Source organism: Limnovirga soli (assembly GCF_013106755.1).
In the GTDB taxonomy this organism is placed as follows: Bacteria; Bacteroidota; Bacteroidia; order Chitinophagales; family Chitinophagaceae; genus Limnovirga; species Limnovirga soli.
In genome coordinates, this window is sequence record NZ_WHPF01000002.1 from 250,080 (window position 1) to 268,704 (window position 18,625).

17 protein-coding genes are annotated in these 18,625 nt (G+C 38.4%); 8 read left to right on the forward strand and 9 right to left on the reverse strand.

Going from position 1 to position 18,625, the window contains the following annotated elements:
- Positions 1-339, forward strand: coding sequence for a hypothetical protein (locus tag GD597_RS02890; RefSeq protein ID WP_171606307.1), 339 nt, complete (start codon positions 1-3; stop codon positions 337-339).
- Positions 340-388: 49 nt separating this feature from the next.
- On the opposite strand, the gene GD597_RS02895 is transcribed toward GD597_RS02890, so the two are convergent.
- Complete coding sequence (locus GD597_RS02895; protein WP_171606308.1) at positions 389-868, reverse strand: hypothetical protein; 480 nt, start codon at positions 866-868, stop codon at positions 389-391.
- 216 nt (positions 869-1,084) lie between these two features.
- Here GD597_RS02895 and trhO point away from each other — a divergent pair, with 216 nt between their 5' ends.
- Positions 1,085-2,140, forward strand: a complete 1,056-nt coding sequence (trhO, locus tag GD597_RS02900; RefSeq protein ID WP_171606309.1) for an oxygen-dependent tRNA uridine(34) hydroxylase TrhO — start codon at positions 1,085-1,087, stop codon at positions 2,138-2,140.
- A gap of 243 nt (positions 2,141-2,383) precedes the next feature.
- Here trhO and GD597_RS02905 read toward each other — a convergent pair whose 3' ends face one another.
- The 4 genes from GD597_RS02905 to GD597_RS02920 form a co-directional block, all read right to left on the reverse strand.
- On the reverse strand, positions 2,384-2,692 hold the full coding sequence (locus GD597_RS02905; RefSeq protein WP_171606310.1) for a rhodanese-like domain-containing protein: 309 nt from the start codon (positions 2,690-2,692) through the stop codon (positions 2,384-2,386).
- A gap of 24 nt (positions 2,693-2,716) precedes the next feature.
- The gene (locus GD597_RS02910; protein ID WP_171606311.1) at positions 2,717-3,535 is read right to left on the reverse strand and encodes a PASTA domain-containing protein; all 819 of its coding nucleotides are present in this window, start codon (positions 3,533-3,535) and stop codon (positions 2,717-2,719) included.
- Between the two features lie 78 nt (positions 3,536-3,613).
- Complete coding sequence (locus GD597_RS02915) at positions 3,614-4,597, reverse strand: D-alanine--D-alanine ligase (protein ID WP_171606312.1); 984 nt, start codon at positions 4,595-4,597, stop codon at positions 3,614-3,616.
- A 322-nt stretch (positions 4,598-4,919) separates the two neighbouring features.
- Positions 4,920-5,267, reverse strand: a complete 348-nt coding sequence (locus GD597_RS02920) for a 4Fe-4S dicluster domain-containing protein (RefSeq protein ID WP_171606313.1) — start codon at positions 5,265-5,267, stop codon at positions 4,920-4,922.
- A gap of 82 nt (positions 5,268-5,349) precedes the next feature.
- Here GD597_RS02920 and GD597_RS02925 point away from each other — a divergent pair, with 82 nt between their 5' ends.
- Both GD597_RS02925 and GD597_RS02930 read left to right on the forward strand, forming a co-directional pair.
- On the forward strand, positions 5,350-6,357 hold the full coding sequence (locus tag GD597_RS02925) for an acyl-CoA reductase (protein ID WP_171606314.1): 1,008 nt from the start codon (positions 5,350-5,352) through the stop codon (positions 6,355-6,357).
- Positions 6,358-6,640: 283 nt separating this feature from the next.
- Entirely contained in the window at positions 6,641-8,173 is a 1,533-nt protein-coding gene (locus tag GD597_RS02930) for a trypsin-like peptidase domain-containing protein (protein ID WP_317170277.1), read from the forward strand.
- A 161-nt stretch (positions 8,174-8,334) separates the two neighbouring features.
- Here GD597_RS02930 and GD597_RS02935 read toward each other — a convergent pair whose 3' ends face one another.
- Positions 8,335-9,600 carry an alpha-amylase family glycosyl hydrolase gene (locus tag GD597_RS02935; RefSeq protein ID WP_171606315.1) on the reverse strand — a complete coding sequence of 422 codons (1,266 nt, stop codon included), beginning with the start codon at positions 9,598-9,600 and terminating at the stop codon, positions 8,335-8,337.
- A 52-nt stretch (positions 9,601-9,652) separates the two neighbouring features.
- Between GD597_RS02935 and GD597_RS02940 the strand changes: the two genes are divergently transcribed.
- The 3 genes from GD597_RS02940 (at position 9,653) to GD597_RS02950 (ending at position 13,097) form a co-directional block, all read left to right on the forward strand.
- Positions 9,653-10,990, forward strand: a complete 1,338-nt coding sequence (locus tag GD597_RS02940; protein WP_171606316.1) for an APC family permease — start codon at positions 9,653-9,655, stop codon at positions 10,988-10,990.
- Positions 10,991-11,196: 206 nt separating this feature from the next.
- A complete protein-coding gene (locus GD597_RS02945) occupies positions 11,197-12,111 on the forward strand; it encodes an alpha/beta hydrolase (RefSeq protein ID WP_171606317.1) in 915 nt (304 codons plus the stop codon).
- Between the two features lie 374 nt (positions 12,112-12,485).
- Positions 12,486-13,097 (forward strand): hypothetical protein, encoded by a 612-nt coding sequence (locus GD597_RS02950; protein ID WP_171606318.1) that lies wholly within the window; start codon positions 12,486-12,488, stop codon positions 13,095-13,097.
- A 637-nt stretch (positions 13,098-13,734) separates the two neighbouring features.
- Here GD597_RS02950 and GD597_RS02955 read toward each other — a convergent pair.
- Positions 13,735-15,366, reverse strand: a complete 1,632-nt coding sequence (locus tag GD597_RS02955) for a carboxylesterase/lipase family protein (protein ID WP_171606319.1) — start codon at positions 15,364-15,366, stop codon at positions 13,735-13,737.
- A 99-nt stretch (positions 15,367-15,465) separates the two neighbouring features.
- Between GD597_RS02955 and GD597_RS02960 the strand changes: the two genes are divergently transcribed.
- Positions 15,466-16,191, forward strand: coding sequence for an NUDIX hydrolase (locus tag GD597_RS02960; RefSeq protein ID WP_171606320.1), 726 nt, complete (start codon positions 15,466-15,468; stop codon positions 16,189-16,191).
- A gap of 24 nt (positions 16,192-16,215) precedes the next feature.
- Here GD597_RS02960 and GD597_RS02965 read toward each other — a convergent pair whose 3' ends face one another.
- Positions 16,216-17,310 (reverse strand): glycoside hydrolase family 43 protein, encoded by a 1,095-nt coding sequence (locus GD597_RS02965; RefSeq protein WP_171606321.1) that lies wholly within the window; start codon positions 17,308-17,310, stop codon positions 16,216-16,218.
- Positions 17,311-17,508: 198 nt separating this feature from the next.
- Complete coding sequence (locus GD597_RS02970) at positions 17,509-18,489, reverse strand: Gfo/Idh/MocA family protein (RefSeq protein WP_171606322.1); 981 nt, start codon at positions 18,487-18,489, stop codon at positions 17,509-17,511.
- Positions 18,490-18,625 lie beyond the last annotated feature (136 nt).

An 18,625-nucleotide genomic window follows, 5' to 3' on the forward strand; every position in this document is an offset into this window, starting at 1 on the left:
ATGAAACTGTTTGTATCTATATTACTTACTGCATTGTTAGGCTATGCAATAGTTCTTTTTTTACCTTGGTGGACATTTGTTTTCACCTCCTGTACAGTAGCAATTATAATTCCACAAAAATCTATCAAATCATTTGCAACAGGCTTTGCGGGTGTTTTTTTATTGTGGGCAATACAGGCCTATATTTTGGATATAAATAACGATCACATACTTTCACAGAAAGTAGCTGCCATTTTTCAGTTAGGCAATTCGTCTGTTTTACTGATATTTATCAGTGCTTTTATAGGTGGTTTAATTTCTGCATTTGCAGCATTAACAGGCAGCTTTGCCCGTAAATAAAAAAAGCACGAAATGTGCTTTTTTTATTAATGCTATGTTTCACAAAAAATTATTTGTTAATGTAGGTTGGTGCTGTTTTTTCTATTACATCGGGTATAAAAAATACTTTGTTTCCATTTACCATTACAGGCCCGTTTGCCCTTTCATGCAGTATATTACTTAAACGAGATAGGTATTTATATACCAGTTTATCTTTTATTTTCTTTAAAAAATAACCTTCTTCAATTTTATTACTCCAAATAATATAGGTTAACCCTTTCAAAATGGTTTCAATACCAATTTGATTGATCCATTTATCAGCCGATTCAAATTCCCTTGATTCATTTTGTATAATACTATAATCAGTATCAGCAAAATCGTTCTGACAAAATATCTCTATAAACAATTCAATGGATAGAATTAACTTAATATCATGACTTTTTCGGGCTCTGCTTGAGTCGAAATGGCGGGCATCATATAGAAAAATATCTTTGAAATCAGCTAGTTTTTTAAGATATCTTATTTCACTTTCACTAAATTCTCTTGTCATAGACCAGATTATAATTGAAGATAACATTATGCTTATTTGTGTAGCTACCATTAGATAAGTTTTATATTCATTTTAATTGAGGTATTAAAACGGGATTAAAACATAATGTATTTTTACACAGATTTTGCCCGATATATAACCGGGTCCATTTAAAACTTTGGAACATTTATATTTAGCACGTTGCTATTCCAATAAATGTCTGTAAATCAAAAAAATATGGCATTATTACACAACCGTGTTTCTAATGAGGAATTAAAACAACGCCTCATGGAGGAAACTATCCATCGTATTACCATCAGCTTTTACAGCTATTTCGAGATTGTTAACCCCAAAGAATTTAGAGATTATTTGTATAAACACCTGCAGCTATTACAGGTATTCGGAAGAATATATGTAGCAAATGAGGGTATCAACTCACAAATTAGTGTGCCTGAAAACAACTTTGAGGCATTTAAAGTTTTCCTTTATTCCATTGAACCATTAAATGGACTTAGATTAAATATTGCAGTAGATGATGATGGAAAATCATTCTGGGTATTAAAAGTTAAAGTACGCGAAAAAATTGTGGCGGATGGTATTGATGATCCCTTATTTAATATGCACCAAAAAGGTAAATATGTTGATGCTGAAAGCATGAATACCTTACTGGAAGACCCTTCGACCATTGTGGTTGATATGCGCAATCATTACGAGTATGAAGTAGGCCATTTTGTAAAAGCATTGGAAGTACCCTCTGATACTTTTAGAGACCAGCTACCCATGGCGGTGGATATGCTGCAAGGCAATGAAGATAAAAACATTATAATGTACTGCACAGGTGGCATTAGATGCGAAAAAGCCAGCGCCTACATGTTGCACAAAGGTTTTAAAAATGTTTTTCATCTGGAAGGCGGTATTATAAACTACGCTAAGCAAATAAAAGATAAAGCACTTGATAGTAAATTTCTGGGCAAAAACTTTGTATTTGATAACAGACTTGGAGAACGTATTACACAGGATGTAATTGCGCATTGCCATCAATGCGGCAAACCTTGCGATACCCATACCAATTGCGCCAATAATGGCTGCCATTTGTTATTTATTCAATGCGCCGATTGTGCTGCAACTTATCAGGGTTGCTGCAGTGCAGCCTGTAAGGAAACAATTGATATGCCGGTTGAAAGACAAAAAGAAATTCGTAAAGGGATTAACCACGGTCAAAATATTTTTAATAAAAGTAAAGTAAGGCTTAGACCAAAACTGAGTGAAATACAAAAAGAAAAAGGGAATTGATCAGCAATTCCCTTTTTTAATAATGTATCTATTTTTTAGCCAGGCAAGATATTATCTATTTGGCTTTACTTGCGTCGCACTCTTGTACTGAAGCAAATTATGCAGCAAATTAGTGTGTATACAACAGGTTCTTTTTGCTGACTATAGTTCCGAACCCTACAGTGAGGTATTTGTGTGACAAAGCAGCAAATACACGACAAGCGGCGATGCCACATGCAACACAGCCGGCACCATAATTAGCAATTATTTGCCAAATTTATCCTGCCAGTTTAGCATGCCACCTACCAGATTTATAGTATTGGTAAAACCAACCTGTTCAAGAAATAAAGCAGCCATACCACTTCTGTTACCACTGCGGCAATACACAATCAATTTCTCGTTTTTAAGGTCTTCAATATCGTCTAATTGCATTGTTTGAATAGCACCTAGAGGAATATGAATTCCGCCAATATTAAACTCTGCCCTTTCATGATTTTCACGCACATCAAGCAGGTTAATTTTTTCTCCGCTATCAAGTCTTTGCTTTAATTGTTCTGCAGTTATAGTTTGCATAATCTATTGTTGAAATGTAAAATACTAAGGATTAATAGAATCTTTAGTGGGTGGTTTATTGCTTATCCAAACATCAATAATATCACCTGGTCTTATTCTATTTATTGACGGGCCTGCCGAGTCACCAATATTAATCAAATCGGCAAAAGGGCTTGGCTTTTGATGTACAATATATGCAGCGGCGGTATCAGAAATAGGTTCAATAGTAATTAAGGCACCCATTTCCAAATTGTTATTGTTTAAAAAATTACGTGCCTCTTCTACGGTCATACCAGTTAAATCCGGCACATCCATTTCTTCAGCGCCAAGGCCATTACCTATAACCAGATCAATAAGACTGCCCATATTTATTTTAGTGCCGGGTGCAATACTTTTACCACCAACCATCTGGTCTTTTACCGCATTTCGGGCAATATCTGGCACATAGGTTAAACGCCCCATTTTAAGTCCCAGACTTTGCAAGTATAATTCAGCACTATTAACAGAAAAACCCCGCAAATCGGGCATATCAACCTGAGGCGGTACAGCCCTATTAATGGTTAAATAGATGGTTCTGCCGGCCTTTACTTCCGCATCGGCATCTGGTGATTGGCGTAATACCTGCAATGCTTTTGCCGTATCGGCATAAATGGAATCCTGTATACCGGTTTCCAGGCCTGCAGCTTCCAGGGTTTTTACGGCTTCATCATAACTCATTCCCACTATATAAGGCACTTTTTGGGTGTCACCATGATTGGTTATAATACCCAGAAAAGCAAAAAACAGGAAAATAATCAGTAATACTGCCAGCAACATTACCAACAGGTTTACAAGAAGAGATTTACTGGTTATAAACTTAAACACTGGCTAAAATTTGATGTAAGCAAAGTAAGGGTTAAGTAACAAAACCCACTAATAAATTTTAAATTCTTTTGAGGTTTATTAAACAAAAGCTTCCTCGATTACAGCCGAATAAAATTGCATTAGGGTCCAGCCCATTGCCTTTACCTGCTGAGGTACAAGGCTTGCTTCACTTTGGCCGGGTACCGTATTTATTTCCAGCATATAAGGTGCGCAAGCTGCTTCATTATAAATAAAATCTATTCTAACAATGCCTTTACAATTAAATACACTGTAAATTGTTTTGGCTGCTGTTCTTATTTTTTCCGCAATTGATTCACTAACATCGGCGGGTGTAATTTCATCACTGGCACCTTTATACTTGGCTTCAAAATCAAAGAAATCATTCTTACTTATAATTTCTGTCATAGGCAAGGTAATAATATTACCACCTGTTTTAAAAACGCCAATAGTAAGTTCTCGGCCCTCAATAAATTCTTCTACCAATACCTGGGTATCTTCCCTAAATGCTTTTTGAATGGCCGCTTCCACATCATCGGTTGGCTTATTTACTTTAGACATGCCAATGCTGGAACCGCCATTATTGGGTTTTACAAATATGGGAAATTGTAGTGTGCTAATTATATCTGCGGCATTGGTATACCTGTCCTTAAACAATAGAACCGACTTTGCTACATGTATACCACTTACTGCGGCTACCGCAACAGTATATCTTTTATTAAATGTAATGGCAGATGTGGCAGCGTCGCAGCTGGTATAGGGTATATTAAGCATATCAAAATAACCCTGCAGTTTACCGTCTTCTCCCGGGTTGCCATGTATACACATTAAGGCTGCATCAAAATATATTTTTTTATCGGCCTCGGTAATAGAAAAATCATTTAAATCCACCAAAGATTCCTGTCCATTGGACTGCTTGTAAAACCAGCCATCTTTTCTAATATCTATGGTATAAACTATATATTTTTCCCTGTCAATATTATTATTCACCGTTACAGCACTTTTATAGCTTATTTCAGCCTCGCCGCTATAACCGCCGGTAACCAGGGCAATTACTTTCTTCATGTGTTTGCAGAATATTTTATAGTGGCAAAGAAATAAAAATAATCAACAGTAAAACAGGTTTGCAAAAAGTTCTATGGTAAATATTTCAAAATATTATTGGCCGGGCAACTGATGCAGCATTCAGCTTTTCTTGCGTCGCACTCTTGTACGCATTAACAACCTGCGGCTAAGGAATTACAAAAAAAGAAGAGGTGAAGGAAATTAGCCTTCACCTCTTGTTGCGGAACATATCACCCGCCATTTAAAGCTACCTTTTGGGTAACTGGTATTACTTATTAAAGGTAATGCAACATTGCATACCATACAAGAAAAAAATAAAAAATTAAATGTGCAATTTTTCTTTCTTTCCCATTAGTTGTTCAACTGTTTCTGTATACATTTCATCTGGTACGCAGCAGTCTACAGGGCAAACAGCAGCACATTGAGGTTCTTCATGAAAACCCTGACATTCCGTGCATTTGTTGGGGGTAATATAATAAGTATCTACACTAATTGGTTCAAACCGCTCATCGGTACTAACAACTGAACCGTCTAACAATGTAAAAGAGCCTTTTACGGTAGTGCCATCTGAGATTGCCCACTCAACACCACCTTCATAAATTGCATTGTTTGGACACTCGGGCTCACAGGCGCCGCAGTTGATGCATTCTTCTGTTATTTTAATAGCCATAGTAACATAATTTTGTTGGTTCGAAGTTGCTTAACTTCAACTTTATTGCCAAAAATACTTTGTAGTTTTTTAAAAAAAATTTATGGATTTACAGGAACGTATCAATTTAATGGTTCATTTAGGTGAATATCTGCAATCTGACGATGACATATTAAAAGAAATAAAATGCAAAGCCGAAATTCAAAATGCCTGGTTTACACAGGAATTCATCCAAATGGCCATTACAAACATTGCCAATGAATTTTTAAACAGGTCTAAACTCGAAGCCTGGGCAGCTAATTACCCCTCCCTGGCAAAAATGGCTGATAGTAAAACTGTAGGGATTGTAATGGCAGGAAATATACCCCTGGTTGGTTTTCATGATATGCTTTGTGTATTTGTATCCGGGCATCAGGCGGTAATTAAAACATCTACAAAAGACGAAGTGCTGATAAAACACCTCGTTCAAAAAATGTATGAATGGAATATTACTGTTCAAAACCAGATTTCTTTTGCCGATAATTTAAAGGGCTGTGATGCTTATATTGCCACAGGAAGCAATAATTCGGGCAGGTATTTTGAATATTATTTTGGGAAATACCCGCATATTATTCGCCGTAACAGAACTTCGATTGCCATTTTAACAGGTGAAGAAACGGCAGAACAACTTGACCTATTGGCCAATGATATTCAATTTTATTTTGGACTTGGGTGCAGAAATGTAACCAAAATACTCGTGCCCGTTGGTTACGATTTTAAGCCCTTGTTAGCGGCCTGCAGCAAATTTGGCCATTTTATGGATATGCACAAGTACAAAGACAATTTTGATTATCACCTTACTTTATTGTTGATGAATCTTAAATATTACATGAGTAATGAAAGTCTTATTTTAACCGAGAATAAGTCTGTATTTTCTCCCGTAAGTCAGGTGCATTATGAGTTTTACACCGATATTAAGGAAATTGAACCATATTTACCCGTGGCTAATGAAGTGCAGTGTATTGTTGGGCATGGCTATACCGATTTTGGTAAAGCGCAGATACCTTCCTTATTTGATTATGCAGATGGTATTGATACCATGGAATTTTTAAGTAATATTAATACACATTAAATGCCTTTTTGTAAAAAGCTGTAATAGCTTTAGCTTAATTATTAACCAACCGATGAAAGGATTGCGACGCAAGTAAAGCTGCCTATTTTGATCTGCAGCTGGTATTATAATTTTTTCCCCGGTTGGTTTTGAAATATGTAGGAAAAAATGACAGATGTACGATGGCTTTCGTCAATTTATTGTTAAAAGGAAAACATTATGAACTGACGATTAAACAGCTTTGTTTCTTTGTTGTCAGAAAGGAACACAGTTTGTGTAGATCTTTAAAAAATAAAAAACAGATATGACGATGAAACTCAAAAACATTTTATTGGTAGTTGCAATCAGCGCCTCTACAGCTTTATTAAGTGTTTGGGGTTATGGTACATGGATGAACTCCCAGAATGCTTTATCAATGCAACAGGATGGCAAATTACCTGTTAACTATGCCGGTTTTTTTGAAAAAGGCAATAGTGCAGGTGGGCCGGTTGATTTTACCGCGGCATCTACCGCTGCAACCCCTGCTGTGGTGCATATTAAAACCCGTACCAAAGAAAAGAAGCTAAGTAACAATTTACCAAGAAATAATAGTCCTTTTTCAGACTTATTTGGGGATGATGATCCCTTCTCTAATTTTTTTGGTGGCCCACGCAGTAATGTTATTCCGGAACAAAGAGCCAGCGGTAGCGGTGTGTTAATTAGCAACGATGGTTATATAGTAACAAATAACCACGTAGTAGAGGGTGCCGATGAAATTGCCGTAACTACTACTACCCGCAAAACATATAAAGGAACCGTAGTGGCTACTGATCCTAATAGTGATTTGGCTGTTATTAAAATTGAAGGCACTAATTTACCCTTTCTGGCTTATGGCAATAGCGATGATGTGAAGCTGGGTCAATGGGTGTTAGCAGTTGGTTATCCGCTTAACCTGGATGTAACCGTTACAGCTGGTATCGTAAGCGCCAAAGCACGTTCAATTGGAATTAATAAAGGCGACAGACCTATTGAATCTTTTATTCAAACAGATGCTGCCGTTAACCCAGGCAATAGTGGTGGTGCATTAATAAATACAAGCGGCGAGTTAATTGGTATCAATTCGGCTATCGCCTCTCCTACAGGTTCTTATGCTGGTTATTCTTATGCCATACCGGTTAATATTGTTAAAAAGATTGTTAGCGATTTAATGAAGTTTGGTACTGTACAAAGAGCTTATATCGGTATCTCTTACCCTCCAGATAATCTTCCGGAAGAAAAGAAAAAAGAACTGGGTATAAAAGATGGCGCCGGGGTATTTATAAATGGCGTTGCAGATGATGGTGCTGCTAAACAGTCTGGTATTGAAAAGGGTGATTTTATTACCAAAATAAATGGTGTGGAAGTAAATAGCGGCCCAGAGCTACAAGAGCAGGTTGCCCGCTACAAACCAGGTGATAAAGTAACTGTAACCTATGTTCGTAATGGTAAGGAAAGCAATGTATCATTGTCTCTTAAAAACAAATCCGGCAATTACGAAGCAGTAAAACAGGAAAGTGTTTTAGATAAACTAAAAGCCGATTTAGAAACCGTAGATAAAGCTACTGCCAAGAAAAACGAAATTACCGGTGGTGTTTTGGTAAAAAGTATTGGTAAAGGTTTATTGAAAAATACAAGAATGCAGGAAGGATTTGTAATTACCAGTGTTGATGGTCAGGAAGTAAATAACCTAGATGACCTGAAAGCTATTCTTTCCAATGCACAGGGTACAGTTAGATTAGAAGGTATCTATCCTGGATACGAAGGTACTTATGGCTACCCGCTAAACCTTAGCGATAGCGGTGATAGTAATGATAAATAGTTGTAAATTTTAAAGCAAAAAACCCGTTCAAATAGAACGGGTTTTTTATTATTTAACTCCTAGAAGAATAATTCTTTTTGGCCCGGCAAAGCAACAATTAGCAGCATTACTTGCGTCGCACTCTTGTACTACAGAATCATTTGCAGCAGTAACAAATTACATTAATTAACCGTACTCAACACCAGGTACTCTGCACTTTGTAATTCAAATGCCGCTTCATTCTCCAGCACATAGTCCAAACCCGAAAAAACACTCTTATACTTTCCCTGTAAAACCCCATGCTGTACTTTCACATGCACTTTATCATTCACTGACAAATTTGCAACCACCAAAACCTTGTCATCACCGGCATGAAGTAAATAAGCCATTATATGCTGGTCTTCGCTGGTATACAAAAAATCAAAAAAAGCTTCTTTGGTATACGCAGCCGATTTTTTTCTTAACCCAAGTAATACCTGATAAAAATTGTGCAGTTCAGGTTGCTCATGCCAAATAATTTCGTCCTTATCAAAGAATTTTAACCGCCTGTTATTGGGCAATTCCTGACCGCTGTATATCAATGGTAAACCAGGCAGGGTGCAACTTAATACGGCATAGGCTTTTGCAAAACGGCCATATTTTTCATATTCGGTTCCGTTCCAGCTATTTTCATCGTGGTTGGATGTAAAATACAGCTTCTTACCTTCAAATGGATAGTGTTGGTATTTTGTAACCACATCTTTTAGCTGTTGTACTGATGCAATTTGCTTAGCCAGTTTTTCACTTAAATGCATCCATTCCCAGGCATAACTTACATCGTATACTTCATGATAGGTTTCATCCTCACATTCAGCCAGCCAAAAAAGTGGTTGTAAACTATCGCAACTATTTCTGGCGGTAATCCAAAAATCAAGGGGCACCAAATGGGCCATATCGCATCTAAAACCATCAATTTTGTATTCCCTAACCCAAAACTGCATGGCTTCAATTAAAGCCATACGCATGGCTGCATTATTATAATTAAGGTCAATTACATCTTTCCATCCATTGCGTTCGGTAAAATTACCTTCCGAATCCAGCACATAATATTCAGGGTGTTCTTTTGTCCAATGATGATCAATACCTGTATGGTTGGCTACCCAGTCAATAATCAGCTTCATGTCTAATGCATGTGCGGCTTCTACCAATTTCCTGAAATCATCCAATGTGCCATATTCCGGGTTAATGTCTGTATAACTGCTACATGCATAATAACTACCTAAAGCACCCAGCCTGCCCTCTATACTAATGGGTGTAATTGGCATCAGCCAGATTATTTCAACACCCATATCTTTTAACCTGGGTAAATGGGTAGCAAATGCTGCAAAAGTTCCCTCACGGGTGTACTGTCGTATATTCACCTCATAAATATTTGCCTGGTGCATCCAGCTTACTTTATGAATTTGCATATTATCTTCAATTTAAGATTATAGCAAAGAAATACTATTATTGTATTCAAGCATGAGCAAAATAATATTAGATAGAAAAATAAGTTTACTACAGGCTACCGCTATAAATATGACAGATATGGTGGGCATCGGCCCCTTTATCGTATTAAGTGTAGTAGTAGAAAAAATGAATGGCCCCTGGTTTTTATATGCCTGGATAGCGGGTGCTTTTCTATCATTTATCGATGCCATGATTTGGAGTGAACTTGGCGCCACTTTCCCGCTTGCGGGTGGCAGCTATAATTTTTTAAAAGAAGGCTTTGGCCCAAAATGGGGCAAACTAATGAGTTTTCTTTTCGTATGGCAAACCATGATACAAGCCCCACTGGTAATTGCCTCTGCTGCCATAGGTTTTGCACAATACTTTACTTATATTTTACCCCTGGATGAAATACAGCGCAAATTGGTAAGCGGCAGCGTAGTTATTTTAATTGTGCTACTACTTTACCGCAAAATTGAAACCATTGGTAAAATCAGTGTATTTCTATGGTTAGGGGTTTTAATTACCATGGCTTGCATCATATTTGGCGGCTTTTACCACGGCCAATTTCTTGAACCTGTAAAACATATAAACGATGGATTAGAAGTCAATTCTGCTTTTGCTGCCGCACTGGGTTTTGCCAGTGTAAAAACTATGTATAGTTACCTTGGGTATTATAATGTTTGCCACCTGGGTGGCGAAATAATTAACCCCGAAAAAAATATTCCCAAAAGCATGTTTATATCAGTGGCAGGTATTGCACTGTTATATTTATTTATGAACATCAGTGTAGCGTCTGTATTACCCTTGGAAACCATTATAAAAAGCCCCTTTGTAGTAAGCGATTATGTGCAGGCTTTGGCCGGCCCGATAGCTGCAACTATTGTTACTGCATTGGTATTATGGGTGGCATTTGCTTCGGTATTTTCAGCCACATTGGGGTATAGTCGTATACCTTATGCCGCTGCAAAAGATGGTGCATTTTTTAGCATTTTTGCAAAGCTGCATCCCACCAAACATTTCCCCTATATCTCTTTATTATTTTTAGGCAGTGTGGCATTTGTATTCAGCCTGCTTTTTAGAATCAGCGATGTCATCAGCGCCATTCTTGCCATGCGCATACTTATACAATTCGTTGGACAAGGCATTGGCTTATTATTACTCAGCAAACAAAAAAGGCGCAATTTCTTTAAATGGAAAATGCCCTTATTTCCCATCCCGGTTATTGTGGCCATGGTATTATGGATTTGTATTTTCTACTCCACCACATTCGATATGATTCGCCTGGCCCTATTTATTATAAGTCTTGGTATTATTGCCTTTATGGTAAAAGCCAGGTATAATAAGGAATGGCCATTCCAACAAGTATAAGCCATTATTGGTTTTGGTACCCGGCTATAGATACTAACTGCAGCTTCTCTTGCGTCGCACTCTTGTGCTATAAAGCGCTATTCAACAAAAAATGCAAATACAAACAAGCAAACCAATCTACTTTAATATTACCCACTCTATTCCCACATAAATGCCGCTAGCTTAAAAACAACAACAGCAAAACAAAATATCCGTAACTTAATTCCATGAAAAAGCGATTGCCATTAACCAGTGTATTTATCCTATGTTGTAGTTTTTTACAAATTGCACAGGCGCAAAAAAGCCCGGTACAAGGTATATTCCCTGCTAATACGGTTACCTATAGCAATATTGCCTATGCCGGCGATACCTTGCAAAAACATTTACTGGATATTTACCTGCCTGCCAATACCACCAGCAACCTGCCACTTATTGTTTGGATACACGGCGGCGCCTGGATGATGAACGATAAATATGCCGATATGGGTTATATGACCAATACCGTTAAGGCATTTATCGACAGTGGCTATGCCCTAGCTTCCATCGATTACCGGTTTAGTACCAGTGCAGTTTTCCCCGCACAAATACAGGATTGCAACCAGGCCATTGATTATTTATACCAACATGCCGCCAACTATCATATTGATAAAAACCGCATTGCGCTGATTGGTTTTTCCGCAGGTGGGCACCTGGCTTCGTTACTGGGTTTATCCAACAATAATGCTGTGGCCAATTTTTACGCCAACGGCAACAAACCCAAATTTACTATAAAAGCCGTACTAGATTTTTATGGCCCCTCCCATCTGTTAATGATGGCAGCCAATGCAGATACTACTGAGGACAATATTCTTAGCCCCATAGAAATATTATTGGGCGCCTCTCCTATTAGCCGGCCTGATTTGGCACAACAAGCCAGTCCCGTAAATTATATCGATAAAAAAGATCCGCCCTTCTTTATTGTGCAGGGCGAAAAGGATTTATCCGTACCCAATACACAATCCAAATTATTAAGTGCATGGCTAGGTTTACAGGCGGTACCCAACCAATTAATAATTGTACCCAATGCTCCGCACTATGGTACCATGTTCGATGTGCCGTCCATACGGCAACCCCTATTTGCCTTTTTGCGTCAACACCTCTAAAAGCAAATAAATAACGCATTCTTGTAGCTCAACAATAGCACAAATGGCGTAGCCACTTGTGTCGCACTCTTGTACATTGTTAATACAATGCAGCTTATACCATTGCGCAGGTCGAAGCGAATCGTTGTTTTGTCAGGCGACCAACAACGGCTTAGAAGATTTGTTTGTCTCACCAGACTGGTATCTTCAACAGATTTTTTTATTACTGCCTCATTTGGTAATTCCTTTTCTTATGTGTTTAATTTGAATAAGGCTATTGCACACGCTTCATTTCTAATGTAAGTTATTTTCAAAAAATACCCTTTGGCACTGATATATTTCTACAATGCTTATCCGAATTTTATATGAAATAACCGCTAAAAAAAATGAGGACAATGCGTTTAATCATTCTATTTACACTAGCCATAAACATAAGCATTGGTTCCTATGCCGCAAAAGGCGAAACACATTTTGGTAAAGTAAAATCGGCGATGGGTGAATATGCAGGCGATATTGAGATAAAACTAAATGAGCCGAATAAAGACATGATCACCATTACCCTGTACGAGAAAGTAGAAAAATCGCCGGGGAAATATCAAAAAACAAGTCAGAAAATAAAGCTGAATACCATGATCATTCATTCCATCGAGATTGACAGTGTTGTATATTTAATTAAGCAACTGCAATATGCCGATGGAAAAACCCAACCATTCTGTTGTATAAGATTATTGGAGGGCAAGCCGGAATTTGGCCTATACCAATGGGGAGCTGATATCGACCCAAAACGCCAGGTTGTGTATTTCAAAAACCTATCATCCTACACGCTCTTATCAAGCCCTACCCTCACCCAAACAAGAACCAGCATGATGTTTTTGTTTGCCAAATGTGACATTATAAAAGCCGAGTTGAGAGATGCAAAAAATGGTTTTATTACTAATGACATGGATGAAGCTGCCAGATCTAAAGAGATATCAAGGCTCATAGCCGCAACTGCTACCTGCCTGTAATAAAGGCTGCTATTTAATAAAATATGCCTGCATTTTTATAAGTAGCCTATTCCATTCAACATCTCTCATGGAGTAATAAGCGTGGCCAGGGAATTCCAGCAATACGCCAACCTTTATTTCCCTTTTTGCGCCAACACCTCTAACCGCCAATAGATAACCCATTTTTGAAGCCCAACAATAGCACAAATGGCATCACCGCTTGCGTCGCACTCTTATACGTTCGGGGCAATGGGCATCAAACTATAATGCAGTAAATTAAGTGTATGGTTGAATTTACAATTTACCAATCACCCTATACCTGGTACTTTTTTTAGTTTATGTGGCAGGTGTTTTGCCAGGAGATACTGATTCGAGTACAGCATATAAATGCAGTATTTGCTTAAAAAAATTCAGCATGAGGATGCAATAAAAATAGCCGCCATGCTGTAATTAATTGGCATGACGGCTTTCTTGTTTTGTATGGAAAATCTATTCGATAATAATATCACCATTTCAAAGCGGCATTCAATCTAATTGGCTGCTGGCTAAAGGCTAATAGCTAGTGACCTGCTTCTTACTGTTCATTTTGTTGTTGGCGTACAAGAGTGCGACGCAAGAGCAGCTGCAAATAGCATTCTCAGCCGGGTAACAAATGGTTTTATTTGTTGTTACCAAAGGCTTTGTCTAAGAAAATATAACGGGCATCATTGCCAGCTTTTTCGGCTTTGGAATTAGCACTAATTACCATCACATCCGGATTGCTAGCTGTTTTATCTGCCGCCGGCCAATTGGCCAGGTCTTTACCATTAGGATTGCCGGTTTTAATAAAATTGGCAAAATAAGCAAACATGGTATTAGAAGCTTGATAGTCGTCTTCTGTCCAATTATAATCTTTTATCAGGTGCAAATTGCCCATGCAATATTCAATTTCTGATGCATGCGATGCGCCTACCGGCTCGGGCATTTTAAAAGTATTTGCATCTTTTTTTACGGTGCCGCCGGCAAGTCCCTGTGTAATACTATTATCCGTTAATGGTGGCCTTATTTGAGAGAACATATACCGATATACCGGCTGATTGCTGTTTTTGCGATGCAGATCGAACCACTTCCAGGTGCTATAGGCTATAAACCTGTCGGAAGCCAAAGCTGTTGCGGATAATTCAATTTCTTTAGGAGAGCTGTGCGGATATAATTGCAGCACTTCTTCGAAGTTATTGGGATAGGCTTCCTTTACTTTTTTTACATAATTCTCATCGGTAAAAGGGCCTTGGGTAAAGGATATTCCGGGTATTTCGGCAGAGTTCCAGCCCAATAAAAGTGGCACCATAGATTGTTCACCGGCATTAAATGTTTCAGGAACTGTTTTAGTATAAAAATAACCATCAATTACCGTAGGGAAACCAAAGCGTTTGGACGCGTCATACATTTCATAAATCTGTAGGGTGCTCATAGCCCTTAATTGTGCAATGGATGGTGCACCGGCATTTTTAGCAAAATCTGCACCTGTTTTCTCTGCTTCTGCCAGAGGTACAGGAGACAAGGTGGGATTAATGGAAGCCCCACTTTCGCCAATGGCACCGGCAAACAAACCTTTTGATAAAGGAGAAGCCATTTGCGCGGTAACAGAAATAGAGCCTGCAGATTCTCCTGCAATGGTAACTTTAGCAGGGTCGCCACCAAAAGCAGCTATATTCTTTTGTACCCATTGTAAAGCCGCATTTTGGTCAAGCAAACCATAATTTCCTGAGCCTTTATAAGATGACTCGGCGCTTAATTCAGGATGAGCAAAAAAGCCAAAAATATTGAGGCGGTAATTTACGGTAACGGCAACAATACCTTGTTTGGCCATACTGGCTCCATCATATCTTGGTTCCGAAGCATCACCAGCTACAAATCCTCCACCATAGAAATAAACCAAAACAGGCAGACCCTTGGTATCGTGTTTGGCAGGCGTCCATACATTTAGGTATAGGCAATCTTCGCTAAGTCCGTCTGACCTTGAATTCATATCACCAAATACAATACCCTGCACGGGACGTGGGCCAAACTTTTTGGTGGCCAATACACCTTTCCAGTTATCAGGGGGTTGTGGTGCTTTCCAGCGTAAATTACCAATGGGTGGTTTTGCAAAGGGAATACCAAAATACAGTTGCAACCCTTCTTTGGTATCGTAGTTACCTTCTATAATACCATTTTGAATTTTTGTTTGTACAGGAAAATAATAATTGGTTTGCGCAGTGGCTGTAAAAAACATAGTAGTAAGTACTAAAAATAATTTGATTTTTTTCATGTGGAAAGAATTGAGTTATTATTGTCTCATTGTGAGACAATAATAAAAAACATTTTTGATTCTAACTGATTAAATTTGAGGAACGATTAAAAAATTGGCATGGCGCATAAAAAGAAGAATGAAGCAAATGATATTCAGGGCACTGGTTATTTGAGCAATATTGCCTTTGATTCTGTGGTATTTGGTTTTTCTGGTGCCAAACTAAAAATATTGTTGATGGAATACCATAATACCGGTTTTTTTGCCTTGCCCGGTGGTTTTGTAAAAAGAGAGGAAAACCTGAATGATGCAGTACGCAGGGGTTTAAAAGAAAGAACGGGGCTGGATCATATTTATTTGGAACAATGCTATGTTTTTGGCGATACTACCCGCCATAAACCTGAAATTCTTAAAACAATATTGGAAGCCAACGGACATACCGTTACCGATAGCCATTGGCTGCTTGACCGGTTTATTTCGGTTACTTACTACGCCTTAATTAATTATGCCAATGTGGTTCCAACGCCGGATGCATTATCAGATTCCTGTACCTGGTACGACCTGGATAGTTTACCTGAACTGATATTAGACCACCACGATATTGTAAACAAAGCATTGCAAACCCTACGTGCCAATATTGACCAGAAATTGGTTGGCATGAACTTATTGCCTGCACAGTTTACCATGCGGGAATTACAGAATGTATATGAAGCCATTCTTGGTGAACAATTAAGACGCACCAGTTTCCAAAGAAAAATTCTTGGGCTTGATTTGTTAAAACGGCACGAAAAGCACTATTCAGGCAAGGCACACAAAGCGCCTTATTTGTATAGTTTTAAGAAATAAATTGCCAATAGTGCACTACCCAACTTATTCTTTTTTGTAAGCATCGATGGTGATGATACTGCCATCAGGGCGGTAATTTAATTCAGTAACTTTTATATTGCGTAAATGTGTTTTACCCGATAGCTGTACATCGTGATAAAACAGGTACCATTTATCGTTAAATTGTACAATAGATTGATGATTTGTCCAACCTTGCACCGGATTTAGCACAACACCCTGATAGGTAAAGGGCCCATAAGGACTTGTACCGGTTGCATAACAAATAAAATGTGTATCACCGGTGGAGTATGTAAAATAGTATTTGCCATTATATTTATACATCCAGGAGGCTTCAAAAAACCTCTTGTTATGGTCGCTGGCAGGAATGGGTTTTCCATCAGCACCCAGTATTACTACATTTTTTACCTCTTCGTCAAATTCAAGCATATTATTACTTAAACGGGCCACTTTAGCGGTTAAGGCAGGTGTTTCGCCACTTGGTTCATCTTTGGCGGTAGAATCGTATTTGCCGGTTTGCCATCTTTGTAGCTGACCGCCCCAAATACCACCAAAATACATATAATATTTACCGTCATTATCTTTAAAAACGGAAGGGTCAATACTATAACTACCCTTTATAGGTAAGGGTTCTGCTTTAAAAGGCCCGGCAGGATTGGTACTTGTTGCTACGCCAATTCTAAAAATATCCGATTTGTCCTTCACCGGAAAATACAGGTAATATTTGCCATTATTAAATGCTGCATCCGGCGCCCAAAGCTGTCTGCCGGCCCATGGAATATCTTTTATATCCAGGGCAACACCATTGTCGGTAATCTTACCATTAATACTATTCATGGAAAGAATATGATAATCCCTCATAGCAAAATGATCGCCCTTATCATTTTCCGGAATACCTGCATCAATATCGTGAGAAGGATAAATATAAATTTTTCCATCAAACACATGGGCAGATGGATCTGCAGTATAAATGCTGCTGATTAATGGTTGAGAGATGGGTACTGGTATTTTGGGAAGTGTATCATCAATTGTTACAGCTTTTTCGCTGCCATTATTACAAGCAGCAAATACAAGACAAAGTATAAACAGAACAAAAGATGATTTTGGCTTAAAGCAATTCATGAGAGTTGGTTTGAATAGTTTGTTTTAAAGAAATACCAATTTCAGCATATAATATCAATTCACAAAATAGAACTCCAATTTTGCTATGGATTTTTTTTGGAGCCGGGCAAAGAATAGCGGTGCAGCTTTACTTGCGTCGCACACTTGTACTGCAGTAATTCCAAGCAAATGTAAACAGCCATTTTAAACCTAACTTATTTATATCCCCGTAATCCAATCCATAATTTGATTGGCCCGGGCGCCTGTGATACCAGTGCTAGGGCAGATACCTTCTCCCCGAAGTTGCTGCACAATGGTTTCTATTAAAGGTTGTTGTACGTGCTGTGGATAAGGTAGAATAAATTCTTCCGTATGGTCAGCTGTTTCTACCCTAATGGAATACTTTTCAAAAAACGAAAAGCAAATTCGTCCGTTCGACCCTATAATTACGGCTTCATCTACCCTTTGTTCCTTATTTACCGTAAAACACCAGCTGCCTGTACCCAGTATACCCGATTCAAATTCAAAACTGGCGGTTACAATATCATCCGCTTTATATAAACCTGCCTGATTGCTGCAAATACCTTTTGCCAATTTTATTGGTCCAAAAGCGTATTCCAGAAAATCAAACTGATGCGAAGCCAGATCATGAAAATGGCCTCCCCCGGATATTTCAGGGGATACCCGCCAACGGGGCATGGCATTAGGGCCTGTTTCCTCATCGTAAGGTTGCCAGTGTAATTGAATATTTATTAAGCGAACCTCTCCTATCAGTTTTGCATCAATCAATGCTTTCAGCTTCACAAAATAAGGCAGGGTTCTGCGGTAATAAGCTACAAATACTGGTACACCGGTTTCCTTACTAATTGAATTAATGGCGGCACATTCTGCTGCGGTACGTGCCATTGGCTTTTCAATATATACCGGCTTACCGGCACGCATGGCTTTTTCGGCATAGTACAAATGCACATCTGGTGGCGTGGCTATATACACTGCATTTACCTGCGGATCGTGTATTAAATCATCCACATTGTCGTACCATTTGGGTATGCCATGGCGTTGGGCATAATCGGCTGCTTTAATGGCATTTCTACCCATTACTGCCATCAATGCAGAATGGGCCACTTTGCTAAAAGCTGGTCCGCTTTTAACCTCAGTTACATTGCCACAGCCTATCATACCCCACTGTATTTTGTTCATATAGCTTTATTGTTTACAAATAATAAATATAGTTTTAAAACTGTGTCAATCTATTAAATAGTTTACTCCCTTTTTTGTGTTGCATAGTGTACCTAAAGTACAAGTGAGTGACACAACAGACGCTGCCAATTGATAT